Here is a 17,487-nt window from a genome sequence, read left to right as displayed (position 1 = left end):
CGGAGCAATCTCTATAATGGCGAATATTTCTATCGCGTGATCGATGGCCATGTGGCGCAGGCAGGACTCGAATTCGAACACCTTCTGGAAGATTGGGCCGAGCTACCGCTGGAAGCCGAGCGGGCCGTGGACGCAGACGGCTTCGTGCCCCTAGGCAATGAGGACCTGTTCGCCGGTCAGGTGGGCCACCGGAATGGCTTCGCAGTTGGCCGAGAGAGCGGACAGGAATGGTTACTGCATTGTCCCGGCGCCCTTGGCATGGCGCGCAATTCCCCGCCGGAGACCGGCTCGACCGAATTCTTTGTTCCCATCGGCCAGCGCCGGTATCTTGATCGGAACTATACGATATTTGGCCGGGTCATTTCGGGCATGGCCCATATCAACCGACTGGAACGCGTGGAGCCTGTGCAGGAGGACAAGATAGAATCCTTCCAGAATCCGGACACATCCGAAAAAGCATTTGCGGCGCGCGCGCAGGCCCTCTCCGCCAATGAGATCCTGTCTGTCGGGCTCGCGGCTGACATGCCCGAAAGTTTGCGCCCACGCTGGGAAGTCATGGCAACGCCCGGCGCAGAATGGGAAGACCTGAAGACCTCCAAACGCGATTACAGCATCTATGATGCCTTTGTGGTTACACCTCCAAAGCGCGTGGATATCTGCACACTCCCTGTCCCTGCGAGACAGGTGCTCGTTGATTGACGAACCGTTCGAGCTTCGTCAGAAATGACGAAAAAACGGGGAGTGAAATGCTGAAATCAATAAAAGGCGCTGCACGCGCAGGCTTAGTTGTGGCCGCCATCGGGGCACTTGCCCTGCCCGCCCATGCCGATACCGGAGACACAGCCTGGATCCTGACCGCCACGGCGCTGGTCCTGTTCATGACCCTGCCGGGACTTGCCCTGTTCTATGGCGGCCTCGTTCAAGCGAAGAATTTGCTTTCCATTTTCATGCAGTGCTTTGCCATTGCTTGCCTAGTCAGTCTGGTCTGGCTGGTGTGTGGATATTCCATCGCTTTCGGTCCGGGCGCGACGGGCTATCTCGGCGGGTTCGCGAAGAGCATGCTTGCAAACGTCACCGGTGCGCCACTCGACGGGCAGACCATTCCCGAACCCTTGTTCTTCATGTTCCAGATGACCTTTGCCATCATCACCCCGGCGCTGATTGTCGGCGCGTTCGTGGAGCGCGTGAATTTTGCGGCTGTGCTGATCTTTTCCGCGCTCTGGCTCGTGCTCTGCTACGCGCCTGTTGCCCATTGGGTCTGGGGTGGAGGCTGGCTGGCCCAGCAAGGCGTGATCGATTTCGCAGGGGGTATCGTGGTGCACACGACAGCCGGCATCTCCGCACTCGTCTTCGCACTGATGCTGGGACGTCGTAGCCATTTTCCGAAGGATATGCGTCCGCCCCACAGTCCGGGATTCGTGATGCTTGGCGCGGCCATGCTCTGGGTCGGCTGGTTCGGCTTCAATGCTGGCTCGGCCCTCGGTGCCAATGATGGCGCGGCGCAGGCCATGTTGGTCACACACATCTCGGCCGCCACAGCATCACTTGTCTGGATGCTGATCGAATGGGTCAGCTTTCGCAAACCCACACTCGTCGGCATCGCAACCGGCATGGTCGCAGGCCTCGCGACGATCACCCCGGCGGCGGGATCCGTCGGCCCGGTCGGTGCCATCATTATCGGCATCCTAGCCGCAGGCGTCTGCTACGCAGCCGTTGGCTTGATCCGGCAACGTCTGAAGATCGATGACAGCCTCGACGTGTTCGCCGTGCATGGCGTTGGCGGTATTCTCGGCAGTTTGTTGATCCCGTTCCTCGCAGCCGCAGGTCCGCTGGCGCCGGGACTGGAGATGTCCACCGGTGCGCAGTTTGGTGTGCAACTGCTCGGTGTAGCAGTCGTCGCCGTTTATTCGGCCATCATGACCGGAGCGATCCTGTTCGTCATCAAGCTGTTCATTCCTTTGCGGGTTTCTACCGAGGATGAGGAGAATGGCCTCGACTCAGCCACTCATGGTGAGTCCGCCTATCACTTCTGAATGGTATCGCGGCGGCGCGCTTGACAGGCGCGCCGCAGCAAACCACGGCTAGGGCAATGACCGATACGCCCCCCTTTGAAACGAGTGATAATCTTTCAGGCCTGCCGGAGATCCGCCATGGATTCTTTGGCCGAATGGGCGGTGTTTCGGGTGGTCTCTATACCAGTTTGAATGCCGGGGAAGGCTCAGGGGATGTGCCCGGCGCCGTCGCGACCAATCGCGAGCGAATCCGCACCGCCATGTCCGCGCGCGCGCTGCTCTCCTGCTACCAGATTCATTCAGCCGATGTGGCACATGTCACCGAACCGTGGAGCGTGCGCCCGGAGGCCGATGCGATGGTGACGAAAATTCCGGAAATCGCCCTGTGCATCCTGACGGCCGACTGCACGCCGGTTCTGTTTGCCGATGCCGAAGCGGGCGTGATTGGTGCGGCGCATGCGGGCTGGAAAGGCGCCATCGGAGGTGTGCTCGACACCACTGTTGCGGCGATGATTGAACTTGGCGCCGAAGCTGGCCGGATTCGCGCAGCCATTGGTCCCACGATCCAGCAGGCAAGTTATGAAGTCGGCCCCGAATTCCGAAACACTTTCCTGGACGCCTCCCCCCATAACGCGGCCTTGTTCTTGCCCGGCAAGGGAGACCGGTTTCAGTTCGACCTGCCGGGCTATTGTCGACAAAGGCTGGATGGGCTCGGCGTCCACAGCGTTCACGACACCGGGCTGGACACATGCGCGCTGAAAGACTCCTATTTTTCCAACCGGCGGCGCAATCAGCGGGGCGAGCCAGACTATGGCCGAAATGCCTCAGTCATCATGCTTGCGCTGTAATTTTCTGAAAAAGTCGTAAGAGTCCGGTTGCGACTCGCCGCCCTATGTTACAAAAGCGACACCAATTGGGCAGCACGGGCGCTCCATCATGAAACTGCTTTCCTGCAACGCAAACCGGCCATTGGCGGAAGCCATCGCCGATTATCTTGACACGCGCCTGACGCGGTCTGAGGTGAAGACCTTCTCGGATCAGGAAATATTTGTCCGCATCGACGAGAATGTCCGCGGCGAAGATGTCTTCGTGATCCAGTCCACGTCCTACCCCGCCAATGACAATCTGATGCAATTGCTGATCTGCATGGACGCGCTGAAGCGCGCCTCGGCCCGTCGCATCACCGCCGTCATCCCCTATTTCGGCTATGCCCGGCAGGATCGTAAAACGGATGGTCGTACGCCCATCTCCGCCAAGCTGGTCGCAAACCTGATCTGCAGCGCGGGCGCCGACCGCGTATTGACCGTCGATCTGCATGCCGGCCAGATCCAGGGCTTCTTCGATATTCCAACAGACAACCTGTTCGGCAGCCCCGTCATGGTCGATGACATCAAGGAGCGCTACGGGAACAAGGATCTCATGGTGGTCTCTCCGGATGTTGGCGGCGTGGTGCGCGCCCGCTCGCTGGCCAAGCGATTGGAGGCCGACCTTGCCATCGTCGACAAACGCCGCCCCGAAGCTGGCAAGTCAGAAGTCATGAACATTATCGGCGATGTGTCCGGCAAGCGCTGCATCATGCTGGACGATATGTGTGATTCCGGGGGCACGCTGGCAAACGCCGCCGCCGCCCTGAAAGAGCATGGTGCCAAATCGGTTTCTGCCTATGTCACGCATGGCGTGCTTTCAAACAATGCCGTTCAGAGGATCGAGAAATCGGTGCTGGACGAATTGGTGATGACCGACTCGATTCAGCCGTCCGAAGATGCGATTAAATCGGAATCTATCCGCATCCTGCCCATTTCCCCGCTATTGGGCGAAGCCATTCGCCGTATCGCGAACGAGGAAAGCGTTTCGAAACTGTTCGATCGCTAGGACTCACTAGTCGACTTCAGGCGCCAGCCGATTCACCAAATACCGGACCGCGCCGAGGATCAACAGGATGCTCGTCACCAGCAAACCCGCCAGCACAGCCATCAGCGTGGCAATGGCGTAATACGACATCACATACCAGTTCGTCGGGATATCTTCGAATTCCCCGATTGGAATGGATGAGAATGTCAAAAGCGCCACAGCGCTGCACAGGCTGATCGTGGCGAACCAGGCAATCATGCGCACGCGCTTGAACAACCAGATGCCGATGTCGGCACTACTGTTGTGCATCATCCCGAGCATGGTGAGCATAAGGGCAAGGATCGTGGCCGACGCGCTGGCGATAGCCGATCCGAAATAGAGGGACGAATCCGACAGCGCCTCCACAAGGCTCACCGCCTCGGATCGGGAATACATTTGACCGACGAACAGACGGTGGATTCCAAACAGGGCAAATGTCAGTACACCCCCAATGATTGGAGTGGATTTCCCGACCGGTTTGGGGTTTGCCATGATCGAGAATCCTCCTGACAGCCGACGCGCCTGCTATTAGACGCGTCGGCGGATCAGAAAGTTCCAAGCATCGTCATCCGGTCCGCGCTAGGCGATACAGAATTCCATCGGATATGTGATGCCTTTGGCGTCGACAGGCTTGCCTGCCTTATTGGTAAGCGGTTTGAACGTCGCGCCCTTCAGTGCTGCCGCCGAAGATTCGAAGACCGGATCGGTGCATTCTGCGAGCATGTTCTGCGGAACGCCATCAGTGCCAAGATCGAACAGGACCATGCAGCCACCGCTGAGTCGTTTCTTGGCCGCGTCGGCAGGATAGGATGGCCTTGGATGATTCACAGCCTCAGGCGTCCAGTTTGCGTTTAGCGACAGGCCAGCAAGCTTGTTCTCGGCCTTGGATGCATCCAGCCTTGCCAACCAGACGGCAGACTTTTCGCGCGTGTTGGCCCAGTTTGCGATGACCTCGCAACCGCCAACTTCACCTCGGATCTCCTCAAAAGCCACATCGCGCTTGATTGGTGCCAGCGGTGCAGCCGGGATGGAGGCAGGCTTGGGCGCGGCATCCGGCACAGGAGCCGCGGGGGGCTGTGGAACCTTCGCGCCGGAATTTGCCGTGATGAACAGGGAGTCCGCCAGGATGAGCCCGGGCTCTGCCATCGGATCGACCGCCTGGCCTGCGCGCCAGACTTCAAGGTGCAGGTGTGGCCCGGTGGCTTGGCCGGACTGGCCCAGCGAGCCGATCACAGTACCTGCGGAGACGGATTCCCCCAGTGACACTTTGATATCTTTCAACTGCCCGAAGCGGAGCACAGTCTCACCCGCAGCGATTTCGACGAGATTCCCGTATCCATTTGTCATTTCTGCGCGGGTCACGATTGCTGAAGTCGGCGCATAGATCGGCTTGCCTTCTTCCTCTGCCAAGTCGACGCCCTGATGTTGTTTCAATTCGCCTGAGACAGGGTGTTTACGCACGCCAAAGGCGCTGGTCAGCTTCGCCTTGTCCAGCACGGCATGACTGTATGTAACCGCGTCGGTCGGCAGCGCGGCGGCGCCCCGGATCAGTGATCCCTGCGCCAAGGCGAGCGGGGTCGCGAGCGCCAGCGCTGCCGCGACTGCCAAGCCAAGACGTTTCGGCCGGTGGTGGGTCTCACTCAGGAGTTGGGTCAAGCGCATTTTGAGGGTTCCTTCTTTCTTGAGCGTGAATGCTGCAACCGGCAGGATGAGCGCAGGCCGGGCAAGACGCGCCACCTGGGTCAGGGCGCGAGCATAGGCGATCCGGTCACCCGTCAGCTCGGCGGTCTCTTCATCGACGATCGCCTCGCGCCAATAATCAAGGCGCTCGCGCATGGCCCAGGCAAAAGGAGAGAACCAGAATATGTCTGCGACCATACGGTCAAATGGGCGGGTCAGCAGGTCACCCCGCTTCAGGTGAACCAGTTCGTGCACGATGATTTGTGGTGTGTGTTGTTTCGAGATGAGCGCTGCCGGTATGAAGACGACCGGGCGCACGATACCGGCAAGGAACGGCGCCCCCTGCGGGATAACCCGCACATCCGGCACGCGCCGCAATCCAATCGCGTCGGCCCAGTGGCGAACCGGGCGGATGACCGGACGGGATGTCTGCTTCAGGCGCTGAAGTCTGGCCTGCCCCACAGCCCAACAGACCGCACGCACGAACCACCCGGCAACAAGCGCCCACAGCACCAGTGTCGCAACCGGCGGTATACGGAATTCTGTGGTAGATTCTTCAACAAAGACGGCATCAGACTGGACCGTCAGCGCATCCATGACCGGCAAGTCCGGCAAGGCCTGTGCGGCAACTTGAGTCAGACCCGGCATGAAAGCAGATGCCAGGAATGGTGCGAACATCAAAGCTGCTGCGCCGCGCCATATGGCCTGAGCCATCCTGGGTGAGGGTTTGAGCGTGCAAAGCACGGTGGCGAGCAGCCAGAGCGCCGCGCTCCAACCAAAGGCGAGTGCGATCAGTCCGAACAAGCTCATGCCTTGCCCTCCGTATCGGCCGCCGCCGCGTTGATGATGGCGTCGAGTTCGTCAAGTTCGGCATCGGAGAGGTGTGGACTTTCCGCAAACAAGGCCGCCGGCAACGGCCCGTCCATATCCAGAACCTGGCGGGCGAGATGACGGACCAATCCGCCCAATGTGGCGGTCCGGTCTATAGCGGCGGCATACACTGCGATGCCATGCATGTCCTGACGGCTGACCCAGCCCTTCTCTTCCATCCTGGCAATGACGGTGCGGGTCGTCGACGGCTTCCACCCCTGCCCCGGACCGATGGCATCATGCACCTCACGTGCGCTTTGCCGGCCATGTGACCAGAGATGTTTCAACACGCTGAGTTCGGAAGGATTGGGCTGGGACATGCAAATCTCGCTATCAAAGTCACATGTACGCTACAGTTGTAGCGCTCCAGTGTCAAGCGAGCGCTTTTGGGGGCTTCAGGCTCCCCATCCGTTTCAAAATTCCAGATAATTCGGAGTTGTTATTCGACAGTCCAGCCGCGCGGCGTGCGGCGGGCGTCAAGAATGAGCGGCTCTTCAGCCGTGTCGCGCGCTTGCGGGCGGATGCCCTTCCGGCCAGCATACCGCATGAACAAGGCCGCCGCAGCCAGCAAGACGCCTGCGATAGCGGTCATCACGGCTAGCAATCCGGCAAACAGCACCAGCAAGAGCCCAATACATAGCCGCGCCACAAGGCTGATCGCACTCGAAAATGCGTCTGCAATATTGAAACGGCCGGAACTGGAAGCTGCTTGGGTCATGAATCTCTCGTTTACAGTGCAAACATGGCGCCAGTGCTGCGTTCCGTCAATGGAATGGCATGCCGATACTATGTGAATTCGCGGAAATGCCTCAATCCGACCGGATCAGCAGACCGCGTTCGGTCCGAATTTGCGCATAGGCGGCTGTAATCGATGCCGCCTTGGCATGCGCGGCATCCTCGAATTCGCGTGGTGCGCCCATTTGCACCACACGGTCCGGATGGTGATCAGACATCAACTGACGATAGGCGGCACGAATATCGGAAAACTCTGCATCATGGGAGACGCCGAGAATGTGGTATGGGTCGTCGCTATCCGGGCCCAAATGGCTGGCCTTGATCCGGCGGAATGTCAGCTCATCAAAGCCGAAGGCATCGGATACGGTGCGCAAATAGTCCATCTCATCCGCCGTCACGACGCCATCCGCACCCGCGATTTGGAACAGGCCGTCCAGCACGCCTTCCAGCAAGCATGGGCGATCTCGGTATTTCCGGCCGATCTTGCGAGCGTAGCCTTCATAGCCGCGCACAGTCTGGCGGGCGATATTGAAGACACGGCGAACACTGTCGGCGTCTTCAGGCGCGGCGCGGAAGACGCGCGAAAATACCATGATTTCCTGATCCGATACGGTGCCGTCAGCTACGGCAAGCTTTGCACCGAGCCCCACGACCGCCGCAGTAAACCCGACATCATTCGGATCTGGCGCGCACGCAAAATCAGCCCCGTCGGCAAGCATGCCGTCAGAGTTGTCAGGATCGAACAGGCGCCGTCCGCCCTCAAGCACTCGGGTCCACAAAGACATCTCGGGAAATTCTATACCCTATTTTGGCAATTTTGGGAGCGCGGCATGCTGACAGTTGCGTGAAGTCCTGCTCACACTTCCAAAGATGAATTCTTTTTTAGATTCTGATCCTCCGGGACGGACGACCCGTAAAGGGTGGCATCGATGGATATGGTTCCATCGGAAAATTTCTGAATTGGGACACCCCTAATCATGAAACGTCTTCTCACGCTCACCGCTGCTTTCGCCTTCCTGGCCGCCCCGGCCCTCGCAGAGACCTGTCAGTATTCCAAGGATCGCATGGCTAGCCATGTCGAGGCCGAGCTCATCAAAGGCGAATGGTCCAAGATGGATATCGTCGACACCGCCGCCGAAGCTGGCCAGTTCAACACGCTGCTGGCTGCCGCGACTTCAGCTGGTCTGGTCGATGCCCTGAAGGGCGAAGGCCCGCTTACCGTGTTTGCGCCAACCGATGCTGCCTTCGCCGCCCTTCCCGAGGGTACGGTCGAAACCCTGTTGATGCCGGAGAACAAGCACCAACTTGCCGACATTCTCAAACTGCACGTGATCGCTGACAGCAAGGTGACCTCTGACCAGCTCGCCGGAAAGACACTGACCGCAAGCACGTTGAATGGCGACGTAGCAATCGATGGCACCGACGGCGTAACGGTGAATGGCGCCACCGTCGTGAAAGCCGATGTCATGGCCTCCAACGGTGTCATCCATGTGATCGACCAGGTCCTTCTGCCCAAAGGCTAAGGTGATCTGCAAAGCAAAGCGATGCTGAAGGCCTGCCCACATATCGGGGGCGGGCCTTCTCTACTTTGACTGCGCCTCAACCGAGGCTCTCAAGGCGGCGATCTCTGATCGCATCTCCTGTATTGCCGAAAGGACGGCGGCGCGCTCCTTCTCGGCGGTCATGAGTTCACCTTCCAATTCTCCTTCGATTTCGTCGAGTCCCTCCTCGATGATCGCCTGTTGTTCGGCCGCGAGCGAATCCACAATCAGGGCGATGAACAAGTTGAGAATGGCGAAGCTGGCGATGAAGATGAAGATCAGGAAGAACATCCAGGCATAGGGATTGCCATCATCAATCACTTTCTGGACAACTTCGAACCGCCAGCCATCCATCGTCATGACCTGGAAAAGTGAATAGGCCGAACGCGGCAGATCCCCGAACAGTTCGGTGACCTCTTCATTCTCGGTATTGCCGTACATGTTGGTCGCCATTACGGCGGCAACATATGTGATCAGCGCCAGCACTGCGAAAATGGCGCCCATGCCCGGCAGGGCCTTCATCAGCGCCTCGGTAATCCGGCGCATCATTGGAACGATATGCAGTAATCGGAGAATCCGCAGAACCCGGAGCGCACGCAATACGCCGAATGCCTGAGTTCCTGGTATCAGCGAAACGCCAATGACGATGAAGTCAAACCAGTTCCAACCCCGCCGGAAGAATTGCAACCGATAGACTACCAGTTTCAGCAGGATCTCGACCGCAAAGACATATGTGATCGTCTGGTCAACTGCGTCGAGCGACGCGACAAGGCCCTCAGGCAGTGTCTCGCGATAGGTCAGCACGCCAAGAATCACGGCGTTCACGATGATCAAGGCGATCACCAGATGCCGGAACCACGGCCGCTCGATCACGCGCTCCAGCGCAGAATTATGGGTTTCAAAATCGAGTGTTGCGCGTTTCATGGTCTGTGCCGGCTCCCCTTCGGTCGTGAGGCCACACGGCGTTTTGCCCGTAACTGGGCCGACTGCCAAGGCTTGGAATGGCTTATGTCGGCGTCATCGCAACCCGTTAGTCCGCTGACGTGGTTGTGTCGGAAATGATCACCCAACCGCCATCAATCTTGCGCAGGACAAGCGTGTACAGTCCGGACGGATTGTCGCCTTCGACTTCGAGCATCCAATGGCCATGTGCGATGGCGGCATCGGGCGACAGAATTTCAATCTCATAGTCGGACGTCACCAGCGTGCCCATTTTTTCAGGCGTATCGTAGCGTGTTTCATAGCGATGAAGCGTTGCGTCCCACCCGCGCGCAATGTTGCCGCCAGACGCAAAGCGCAAGTCGGGAGACTTCCAATATCCGTCCATGAAGGCGGGTATATCACCGCGATTCCAGGCTGCGTCTTGCGCCTCAAGCATCGCCGTGATGGCTGCCTCCTCCTGAACTTCCAAAGCGACGCTCACCCCAGCCGGTTGGCCCTGAACAGTCCCGCAGGCCGATATGGCAAGGGGCATGACGAACGCAATCAGGGCTGAACGCATGAGACTTCCTCCAGTATTAATGAGGTTTACCCGGCCGATACCGACCGCTTGAGATAGGTTTGACGGCCCCACTCTATGGCACTGAGTACGACCGCAACACCCCCAAGCCAGAAGGTAATGATGAACACGTCATAGAACCCGTTCTGTTCAATCATCTCGCCCAGCCAAGGCCGGCCCAGCGTGCCGATCAGCATTGTGAGCGAGGCCAGCAACGCATACTGAACGGCGGCAAAACGCGGATTGACCACTGATGTCAGATAGGCCGTCATTGCGACGAGCGCGAAGCCGCCTGCAATGTTCTCGGCAAAGATCGTCACCATCAGGCGCGCCATGCGCTGGCCCTGGTCAGAGGCAATTGCCACTTCCTCAGGCTGGAGTTTTGCGGCCCAATCCGCAAAGGTGATCAATGGTGCATCAAGATGGGTGAACGCCAGGAAAGCATCAACCGTCACCGCGCCAGCCGCCAAGTCCGCATAAAGCAAATTGGTCGCCGCCGCGACGATCCCACCAACAAAAAAGACTGGCATCCGGCCGAGCAGCGCGATCAGTGTCGCGCCGATGAGCGAGCCGAGAATGGTTGCCACAACACCGAAGAATTTCGAGGCGATGGCTACATCGTCGAGCGTATGTCCCAACGCATCAAGGTCTGCGCGCAAATAGAAAGGATAGGCAAACGAGCCCCAGACCGCATCGGTGAACCGGTAGGTCAGTGCCAGTGCGAGCACGAGAATGGTCCACCAACCGAGCCGGGAAATGAGCTCCATCAATGGGTCGAAGATCGCCCGAAACAGGGTGGCCAACAGCTTGTCGCCGCGACTCTGTCCCACCACCAGCAAGGGCGCCTCTGTTGCAACAGCCTTTTGTGTGAACACCAGCAAGGCGGCAACGACGGCTGGCAGGACCACGGTCAGCAAGACAATGACGGGCCCCTGTTCGGAAACGAACACCCGCGAGGATATGTCTGCGCCCAAGGCCAGTTTGCGCACGACAAAAGTGCCGATCATCGTGAAGCCGATGAGCCAGCTGAGTGCGACGACGATCACGGCCGGAAGAGTAACTTTTCTGCGCAGCGAGGGCAGGAAACTCATACGGCTCGTATCAGGGCGGGACGAAGATTCCGGTTCCGGCGCGAGCAAACTGCCCAGCACGGTCAGCGCAATGAACACCGACATCATCACATAGGACACGGTCCATCCGACACGTGCGGCCACCAGCAAGGCGAGAAAGCCGGAGATGAAACCGCCGGACTTGTAGCCGAACTGGTAGAGGGCGGACATGAGGTCCTTGTCCTCTTCAGAGCGCGCCACTTCGATCCGCCAGGCATCGAGGATCAGATCATGGGTCGGCCCAATAAGAGTGATCACGAAACAGATCAGCGCCACGAGGCCAATATTTTCCGGTGGATTGCTAAAGGCCAGGATGATCAGCAGCAAAGCGATCACGGATTGGCACACGATCAGCCAGGATCGGCGTCCCCCGATGCGCAGAAATGGTACGTTTCGAGCGCGGCCAAACATGGGCGCCCAGAGATATTTGAACGAGTAACCCAGAGAGACCAGCGCGAGCACACCGATCGTGTTTGTGTCGACGCCTTCCTGAGTGAGCCAGGCCGACAAGACACCAACCACCGCGCCATATGGTATGCTGGCAGCAAATGACAGGATGAGCATAGCCGCCATGCGGCGATCCTTCAGGGCCTTCAGCGCGCGGACCGCGCGCGATGGCTCGCGAACTTCAGGAGGCGTTGGCGCTGAGGTGTCGCTCATGCAGCGCCTTCGTGCCGGACCGGCGCGCTCGTCCAGTGCAGCGCAAGGCGACGGAGTGCCTCGGCATCCAGAGGCTTGGCAGCCACGCCGTTTGCGCCAGCCGCGCGCGCCTGTCGCTCGATGTTCGGATTCATTTCCGCAGAGACAGCCAGCATCGGAACGTCCGACCCGTTGTCGCGAATGCGGCGCATGGCTTCAAAGCCATCCATGACTGGCATGCGCAAATCCATCAGGATGAGGGCGATGTTCATTTGCGTTGCAGTCTCCACAGCTTCGCTTCCGGTGGAGGCTACAGTGACGGTAAAACCGGCCGATTCCAAGGCGCGTCGTGCGATCAGTGCATTTACCGGATTGTCATCGGCAATCAGCACATGCCCTGCCCCTGTCTTCTGCTCCGGCTCGTCTATCGCCTGCTCACCTGATTGGACGACATAGACACGTTCTGCAATCGAGGATGCGCGCAGCGGTCGTACCAGCCAGCCTGCACAGCCCAGACTCCGAAACCGCTCGATCGCGCCACGGTCTTCGGGACGCAGGACCACCAGGGTTGGACGCTGGCAGGCAAATTCTCTGACGAGCTTTTCGCGTAAATCAGCGCCAATCAACAATATATCGACGTGACCGGGCACACGCCCCGCGACTGGGTCGATCAAAAAAGGCCTGGCCTCGGACCCGGAAAGCGCAGACGCGGCTGCAAGCGTGGTGGCGGCCGGGAGACCGACGAGGCCAACGGTCATGTCGAGTTGCGGCAGGTCATGCGTGGACGGCATGTCTGCACGTGCCAGGGGCAGGAATATCTTGAAGGCGGTGCCCAGGCCGGGAGCACCATCAATGTCTACCCGTCCACCCAGCAGCTCCGTCAGCCGCTTGACGATGGCAAGGCCAAGCCCGACTCCGCCATCATTGAAAGCATCCTGCGTGGCCGATTGTTTGAACGCGCTGAACAATTGCACGCGATCCGCTTCAGCTATGCCGGGACCGGTGTCGATGACACGGAATTCGAGCCCATCCGTTCGAGCCGCGATATCCAGCAAGACCGAACCCTGGCGCGTGAACTTGAGGGCGTTGCCCACCAGGTTAAACAAGATCTGTCGTATACGACCTGCATCGCCGGAATAGGTCGGCATCGGCAAAGGCTGCGCGCGAACAGCAAGGTCGAGCCCTGCCGCATGCGCACGCGGGCTGAGCAATTCGATCACTTCACGGCCCAGACGCACCGGGCAAAAATTTTCGACTTCCAGTTCCACTGCAGACGCATCGAGCCGGGCATAATCCAGCACATTATTAAGCAAATCGAGCAGGCGCCCGCCGCTCATCTTGATCGCCTCGGCATATTCGCGCTGCGCTGGGGCCAGTTCGGTCTCAAGCAACAGGGAAACTGTGCCGAGAATACCGTTCAGGGGCGTGCGAATTTCATGACTCGCCGTTGCCAGGAAGGTGTCTTCCGGCTTGGCGGGATTTGCGGGAGGCTTTTGTGAGTCTGTCATCGGGCAGCAGACTTATCGCAAAGCCTTTAGCATTCATTTAACCGACCATGCTCCCGGCTGCAGCGCCGCGCGCCGCAGATACGGCTGGCTCGGGCATGCCCGGCGGACGATGCCGATAGGATAGTGCCTCAGCGACATGAAGCCGCCGCACGCCGTCACAACCCTCAAGATCTGCAATGGTGCGTGCCACTTTGAGCACCCGGCTGTAGCCCCGCGCGGTCAGTTGCAGCCGCGAAGCGGCATCCGCCAGCAAAGCGGCACCAGCCTCATCAGGCGCTGCCGACTTTTCCAGTTCGGAAAGAGGCGTGTCGGCGTTAACCGATCGGATCGTGTCACTTGCCATATGCCCCAGCCGCTCTGTCTGGATGTCACGCGCCCGGGCGACGCGCGCGCGAACTTCTTCAGAGCCTTCCGAGGGCGGCGGCAGCGCAAGATCAACGGCGGTAACTGGTGGCGTGTCGTAGTAGAGATCGATCCGGTCCAGGAACGGACCGGACAAGCGGGCCTGATATTGCTGTGCACAGCGGGGACCCCGCCGACAGGCGGCTGCGCCGGGCCCTCCCCCACACCGGCATGGATTCATGGCAGCGATCAGCTGAAACCGCGCCGGATACCGCACATGCCGGTTGGCCCGCGCCACCACGGCTTCGCCCGCCTCAAGCGGCTGTCGCAAACTGTCGAGCACCGTTGCGGGGAATTCCGGCAATTCATCAAGAAAAAGCACGCCATGATGCGCGAGCGAGACTTCACCGGGCTTGGCCTTGATTCCGCCCCCGACCAAAGCAGCCATGGAGGCCGAATGGTGGGGCGCGCGAAAGGGTCGTCTCCGCGAGAGGCGTCCGCGCTCCAACAGGCCCGCAATCGACTGAATTTGCGAAACTTCCAGCAATTCCCGCGCAGATAATGGCGGCAATATGCCAGCCAATCTTTGGGCCAGCATGGACTTCCCCGACCCAGGCGGGCCGCAAAAAAGGAGATTGTGCCCCCCGGCGGCTGCAATTTCGAGTGCGCGCTTGGCACCTTCCTGACCTTTCACATCGCGCAGATCCGGCCCGGCGGGCGGGGTTGCCAGTTCGCCCGGCTGCGGAGGGCTGATAACAGCGCGGCCAGTAAAGTGATTGATCAGGGCAATCAGGCCTGTTGCGCCAATAACACTGCCGCCTGCCCAGGCTGCTTCAGCGCCGCAAATCTGTGGGCAGATGAGTTGTAAATCCATGCCTTCAGCGGCCATGGCGGCTGGCAGGACCCCGAGCGTTTCGCCCAGCGCGCCATCAAGCGAAAGTTCTCCAATGGCCGCGTAGGCCTCCAACTGGTCTGGTGGGATCACGCCCATCATGGCGAGCAGGGCAAGCGCGATGGCGAGATCATAATGGCTGCCTTCCTTGGGAAGATCAGCGGGGGCGAGGTTCACGATGACCCGTTTCGGCGGGAGTGCGAGCCCAAGGGAGGCAAAAGCGGCCCGGACACGTTCACGGCTCTCGCCAACCGCCTTGTCCGGCAAGCCGACAATATGAAACGCTGGCTGGCCGCCGGTCATCTGGACCTGCACATCCACGGGCTGGGCGTCTACGCCCTCAAATGCAAACGTCGTAACCCTGCAAACCATCTCCAACCCCTGTCAGCATGGGGCAAATGGTTAACAGAATATTGCGAACAAATAAAGAACGAAATTCCGAAAAGTTGAACCTGCTTTGTATCAGGCGTCGAGCATGACCGCGCTAAGCGCTTCATCCAACACTTCCAGACCGGCGCCCTTACGCACGGCTTTCTCAGAGAGTGTTCGCCGCCAGCGGCGCGCGCCGGGCTGTCCGTTGAACAGGCCCAGCATATGACGGGTCATCGCATGCAACCCGACGCCCTCTTCCAGACGCGCTGCCATATAAGGCCGGTACGCGTCGAGGGCTACCTCTGGTGAGACAGGCTCGCCGACCCCGAACAATGCGGAATCCACCGCGCCCAGCAGGGCTGGGGATTGATAAGCGGCACGCCCCAGCATGACGCCATCAAAAGTATCGAGGTGGTCGCGGCAAGCCTCGATTGTGGTGATGCCGCCATTCAGGATAATGGTCAGGTCAGGCCGCACGGCCTTCAGGCGCGCCACAAGGTCATAATCAAGCGGCGGAATATCGCGGTTCTCCTTCGGGCTCAGGCCTTTAAGCCAAGCCTTGCGCGCGTGAACGGTGAAAACCTCGCAACCTGCTGCGCTGACTTTCTCGACAAAATCAAACAGAGTTTCTTCCGCTGGCAAATCATCAATGGCGATGCGGCACTTTACCGTGACCGGGATGGACACGCGGGCTTTCATGGCGTCAACGCACGCGGCTACTTCGTCCGGCCGCGCCATCAGGCAAGCTCCGAACGCGCCTGATTGAACTCGGTCGGACGGGCAGCCGCAATTGATATTTACCTCGTCATAGCCGAACTGCTCGGCAATGGCGGCCGCTTCGGCGAGCTTTGCCGGCTCGTTGCCACCCAGTTGCAGGACGACGGGATGCTCAGCTTCGGAGAAGCCAATCAAGCGGCCGCGGTCTCCATGGATGACGGCATCAGCCGTCATCATTTCAGACCAGAGCAGCGCATGTTTCGACAGGCTCCGATGGAACATGCGGCAGTGCCGGTCCGTCCAGTCCATCATGGGCGCGATCGAAAACTTGTAGGAAAGGCTGGATGGCATAGTCAATGTCAGGTCCGGAAGTGCATATACGGGCTCATTCCGACTTCTAGCGGAAACAAGCGGTGTGTGTATATTCTTGGCTGTAATTGGATCATTTCCCGCGCTGATCCGGTATATCACTTGCAGCCTGACTGATATGATCCAACTCGACATTCCCTCATCTCAGACCCGCACGCCGGAGCAGCCGAGCATCTCGGCGTATATTCTGGATCATTCGGAAGTACAGACGCAGTCATCGGTCCTCACCAATACCGAGTACGCGCGCCTTGGAAAGTTGTTCGATCCAGACATACGTCTTGATCTGGAACGCTCATTCGCAGCTGTGCGAACCGGCCTTTCAAATCATCTCGGCCAAGCGAAGGCGGATATAGTTCTCGAACATGATACGCTCGGGGCGCCTTCCCTGCGAAATATGCGGGAACTGTATCTGTCGATTTCTCGCACCGGGGGCTGGTCTGCCTTCGCCACCTCTCATGACAAAGCGGTCGGAATTGATATCGAAAAGGTTCGCGACATCGATTGGCGACAGATGCTGCCGATGATGTGTTCGGCTTCGGAGCGAAAGATATTCAGCGGTATCGCTAACGACGATCTCCTCCCATTCTACAGGCTGTGGACGATCAAGGAGGCCATCATGAAAGCCGCCGGTCAGGGATTCCGCATGGGGGCACCGACGATCAACCTATCCGCAAGCCTCATCCTTGGTGAGACTTCCCAGGGACAAGTATCGCATACGGATCGCATATTCGACATTTCGTGCTTCCTGCACGGAGACATTGTCACTTGCGTCGCGAGCGAGTGCGCCTAGCCTTTGTCCACCAGCCCAAGGCTGTAGGGACCGACTTCGTAAACACGCAGGCCATCCCGCCACAGGCTTCCTCGTGCAGTGACCAACCAGCCCTTGTCGCGTTTCTCTATGGAAACAATCTCCATCACGGTAACGACTTCTTTCTTGTCGGGCGTCACCTGTCCGCGATAGCTCCATTTGAACGGTGCGCCGGTCGCAATGGTTTCAAAGTGCGGGTCGCTCATGCCCTCATCCAGTCCCTTGAGCAGAATGGCGCGCGCCAGCAATTGTGCGAGCGCATCAAGGCCGAGCGACCCCGGCTGGACCGGATCCTGATAGAAGTGCGCCTTGAAGTACCACGCATTCGGATCAACTGCTTGGCGGCCCCGGATCAGACCAAGCCCGGCCTCTCCGCCGGTCGGGTTGAAATAGTCGACCGCGTCCAGCATGCGCATCTTGCCGCCTGCAAGGCGCTTTTCAATCATGCGCGTCTTCACTTTTTCGCCCGGCAGGTCGAACGCAGCAGAGAAATGCGGCTTGGCCG

The 17,487-nt window shown here is 59.3% G+C and carries 18 protein-coding genes; 6 read left to right on the top strand and 12 right to left on the bottom strand.

Annotation, left to right across the window (positions count from 1 at the left end; genetic code table 11):
• The 4 genes from B4F73_RS11995 to B4F73_RS11980 all read left to right on the top strand — a co-directional run.
• On the top strand, window positions 1-699 hold a 699-nt coding region (locus B4F73_RS11995; protein WP_290483373.1), incomplete at its 5' end, for a peptidylprolyl isomerase.
• A gap of 47 nt (window positions 700-746) precedes the next feature.
• Window positions 747-2,033, top strand: coding sequence for an ammonium transporter (locus tag B4F73_RS11990; protein WP_206991414.1), 1,287 nt, complete (start codon window positions 747-749; stop codon window positions 2,031-2,033).
• A 56-nt stretch (window positions 2,034-2,089) separates the two neighbouring features.
• Window positions 2,090-2,860: a peptidoglycan editing factor PgeF gene (pgeF, locus tag B4F73_RS11985; RefSeq protein WP_290483372.1), complete on the top strand. Its 771-nt coding sequence runs from the start codon at window positions 2,090-2,092 to the stop codon at window positions 2,858-2,860.
• Window positions 2,861-2,948: 88 nt separating this feature from the next.
• Window positions 2,949-3,884, top strand: a complete 936-nt coding sequence (locus tag B4F73_RS11980) for a ribose-phosphate pyrophosphokinase (protein WP_206991416.1) — start codon at window positions 2,949-2,951, stop codon at window positions 3,882-3,884.
• Between the two features lie 6 nt (window positions 3,885-3,890).
• Here the strand turns inward: B4F73_RS11980 and B4F73_RS11975 are convergent, their stop codons facing one another.
• The 5 genes from B4F73_RS11975 to B4F73_RS11955 form a co-directional block, all read right to left on the bottom strand.
• Window positions 3,891-4,394: a hypothetical protein gene (locus B4F73_RS11975; RefSeq protein WP_290483371.1), complete on the bottom strand. Its 504-nt coding sequence runs from the start codon at window positions 4,392-4,394 to the stop codon at window positions 3,891-3,893.
• An 87-nt stretch (window positions 4,395-4,481) separates the two neighbouring features.
• Window positions 4,482-6,392, bottom strand: a complete 1,911-nt coding sequence (locus B4F73_RS11970) for a peptidoglycan DD-metalloendopeptidase family protein (protein ID WP_290483370.1) — start codon at window positions 6,390-6,392, stop codon at window positions 4,482-4,484.
• Window positions 6,389-6,772: a BlaI/MecI/CopY family transcriptional regulator gene (locus B4F73_RS11965; protein ID WP_206991419.1), complete on the bottom strand. Its 384-nt coding sequence runs from the start codon at window positions 6,770-6,772 to the stop codon at window positions 6,389-6,391. Before B4F73_RS11965 ends, B4F73_RS11970 begins: the two co-directional genes overlap by 4 nt.
• A 119-nt stretch (window positions 6,773-6,891) precedes the next feature.
• Window positions 6,892-7,170 carry a hypothetical protein gene (locus B4F73_RS11960; RefSeq protein ID WP_290483369.1) on the bottom strand — a complete coding sequence of 93 codons (279 nt, stop codon included), beginning with the start codon at window positions 7,168-7,170 and terminating at the stop codon, window positions 6,892-6,894.
• A gap of 91 nt (window positions 7,171-7,261) precedes the next feature.
• A complete protein-coding gene (locus tag B4F73_RS11955) occupies window positions 7,262-7,972 on the bottom strand; it encodes a molecular chaperone DjiA (protein ID WP_034815017.1) in 711 nt (236 codons plus the stop codon).
• A gap of 192 nt (window positions 7,973-8,164) precedes the next feature.
• On the opposite strand from B4F73_RS11955, the gene B4F73_RS11950 reads away from it, so the two are divergent.
• Window positions 8,165-8,710, top strand: coding sequence for a fasciclin domain-containing protein (locus B4F73_RS11950; protein WP_290483368.1), 546 nt, complete (start codon window positions 8,165-8,167; stop codon window positions 8,708-8,710).
• Window positions 8,711-8,770: 60 nt separating this feature from the next.
• Here B4F73_RS11950 and B4F73_RS11945 read toward each other — a convergent pair whose 3' ends face one another.
• From B4F73_RS11945 to dusA, 6 genes are all read right to left on the bottom strand, one after another.
• Window positions 8,771-9,652: an ion transporter gene (locus tag B4F73_RS11945; RefSeq protein WP_290483367.1), complete on the bottom strand. Its 882-nt coding sequence runs from the start codon at window positions 9,650-9,652 to the stop codon at window positions 8,771-8,773.
• Between the two features lie 106 nt (window positions 9,653-9,758).
• The gene (locus tag B4F73_RS11940) at window positions 9,759-10,229 is read right to left on the bottom strand and encodes a YybH family protein (RefSeq protein ID WP_290483366.1); all 471 of its coding nucleotides are present in this window, start codon (window positions 10,227-10,229) and stop codon (window positions 9,759-9,761) included.
• 26 nt (window positions 10,230-10,255) lie between these two features.
• The gene (locus tag B4F73_RS11935) at window positions 10,256-11,995 is read right to left on the bottom strand and encodes an MFS transporter (protein WP_290483365.1); all 1,740 of its coding nucleotides are present in this window, start codon (window positions 11,993-11,995) and stop codon (window positions 10,256-10,258) included.
• The gene (locus B4F73_RS11930; protein ID WP_290483364.1) at window positions 11,992-13,482 is read right to left on the bottom strand and encodes an ATP-binding protein; all 1,491 of its coding nucleotides are present in this window, start codon (window positions 13,480-13,482) and stop codon (window positions 11,992-11,994) included. Before B4F73_RS11930 ends, B4F73_RS11935 begins: the two co-directional genes overlap by 4 nt.
• A 37-nt stretch (window positions 13,483-13,519) precedes the next feature.
• Window positions 13,520-15,088 carry a YifB family Mg chelatase-like AAA ATPase gene (locus tag B4F73_RS11925; protein WP_290483363.1) on the bottom strand — a complete coding sequence of 523 codons (1,569 nt, stop codon included), beginning with the start codon at window positions 15,086-15,088 and terminating at the stop codon, window positions 13,520-13,522.
• 90 nt (window positions 15,089-15,178) lie between these two features.
• Window positions 15,179-16,156 carry a tRNA dihydrouridine(20/20a) synthase DusA gene (dusA, locus tag B4F73_RS11920; protein WP_290483374.1) on the bottom strand — a complete coding sequence of 326 codons (978 nt, stop codon included), beginning with the start codon at window positions 16,154-16,156 and terminating at the stop codon, window positions 15,179-15,181.
• 136 nt (window positions 16,157-16,292) lie between these two features.
• On the opposite strand from dusA, the gene B4F73_RS11915 reads away from it, so the two are divergent.
• Entirely contained in the window at window positions 16,293-16,964 is a 672-nt protein-coding gene (locus tag B4F73_RS11915; RefSeq protein WP_290480028.1) for a 4'-phosphopantetheinyl transferase family protein, read from the top strand.
• Here the strand turns inward: B4F73_RS11915 and B4F73_RS11910 are convergent.
• Window positions 16,961-17,487, bottom strand: a 527-nt coding sequence (locus B4F73_RS11910; RefSeq protein ID WP_290483362.1) for a hypothetical protein, incomplete at its 5' end; no start/stop codon positions are given. The two genes, B4F73_RS11915 and B4F73_RS11910, sit on opposite strands and share 4 nt — an antisense overlap.

The sequence above is a fragment of the Hyphomonas sp. UBA3601 genome (genome assembly GCF_002375605.1).
In the GTDB taxonomy this organism is placed as follows: Bacteria; Pseudomonadota; Alphaproteobacteria; order Caulobacterales; family Hyphomonadaceae; genus Hyphomonas.
Note: the sequence above shows the minus strand (reverse complement) of the source record. Positions and strands in the feature narration are given on the sequence as shown.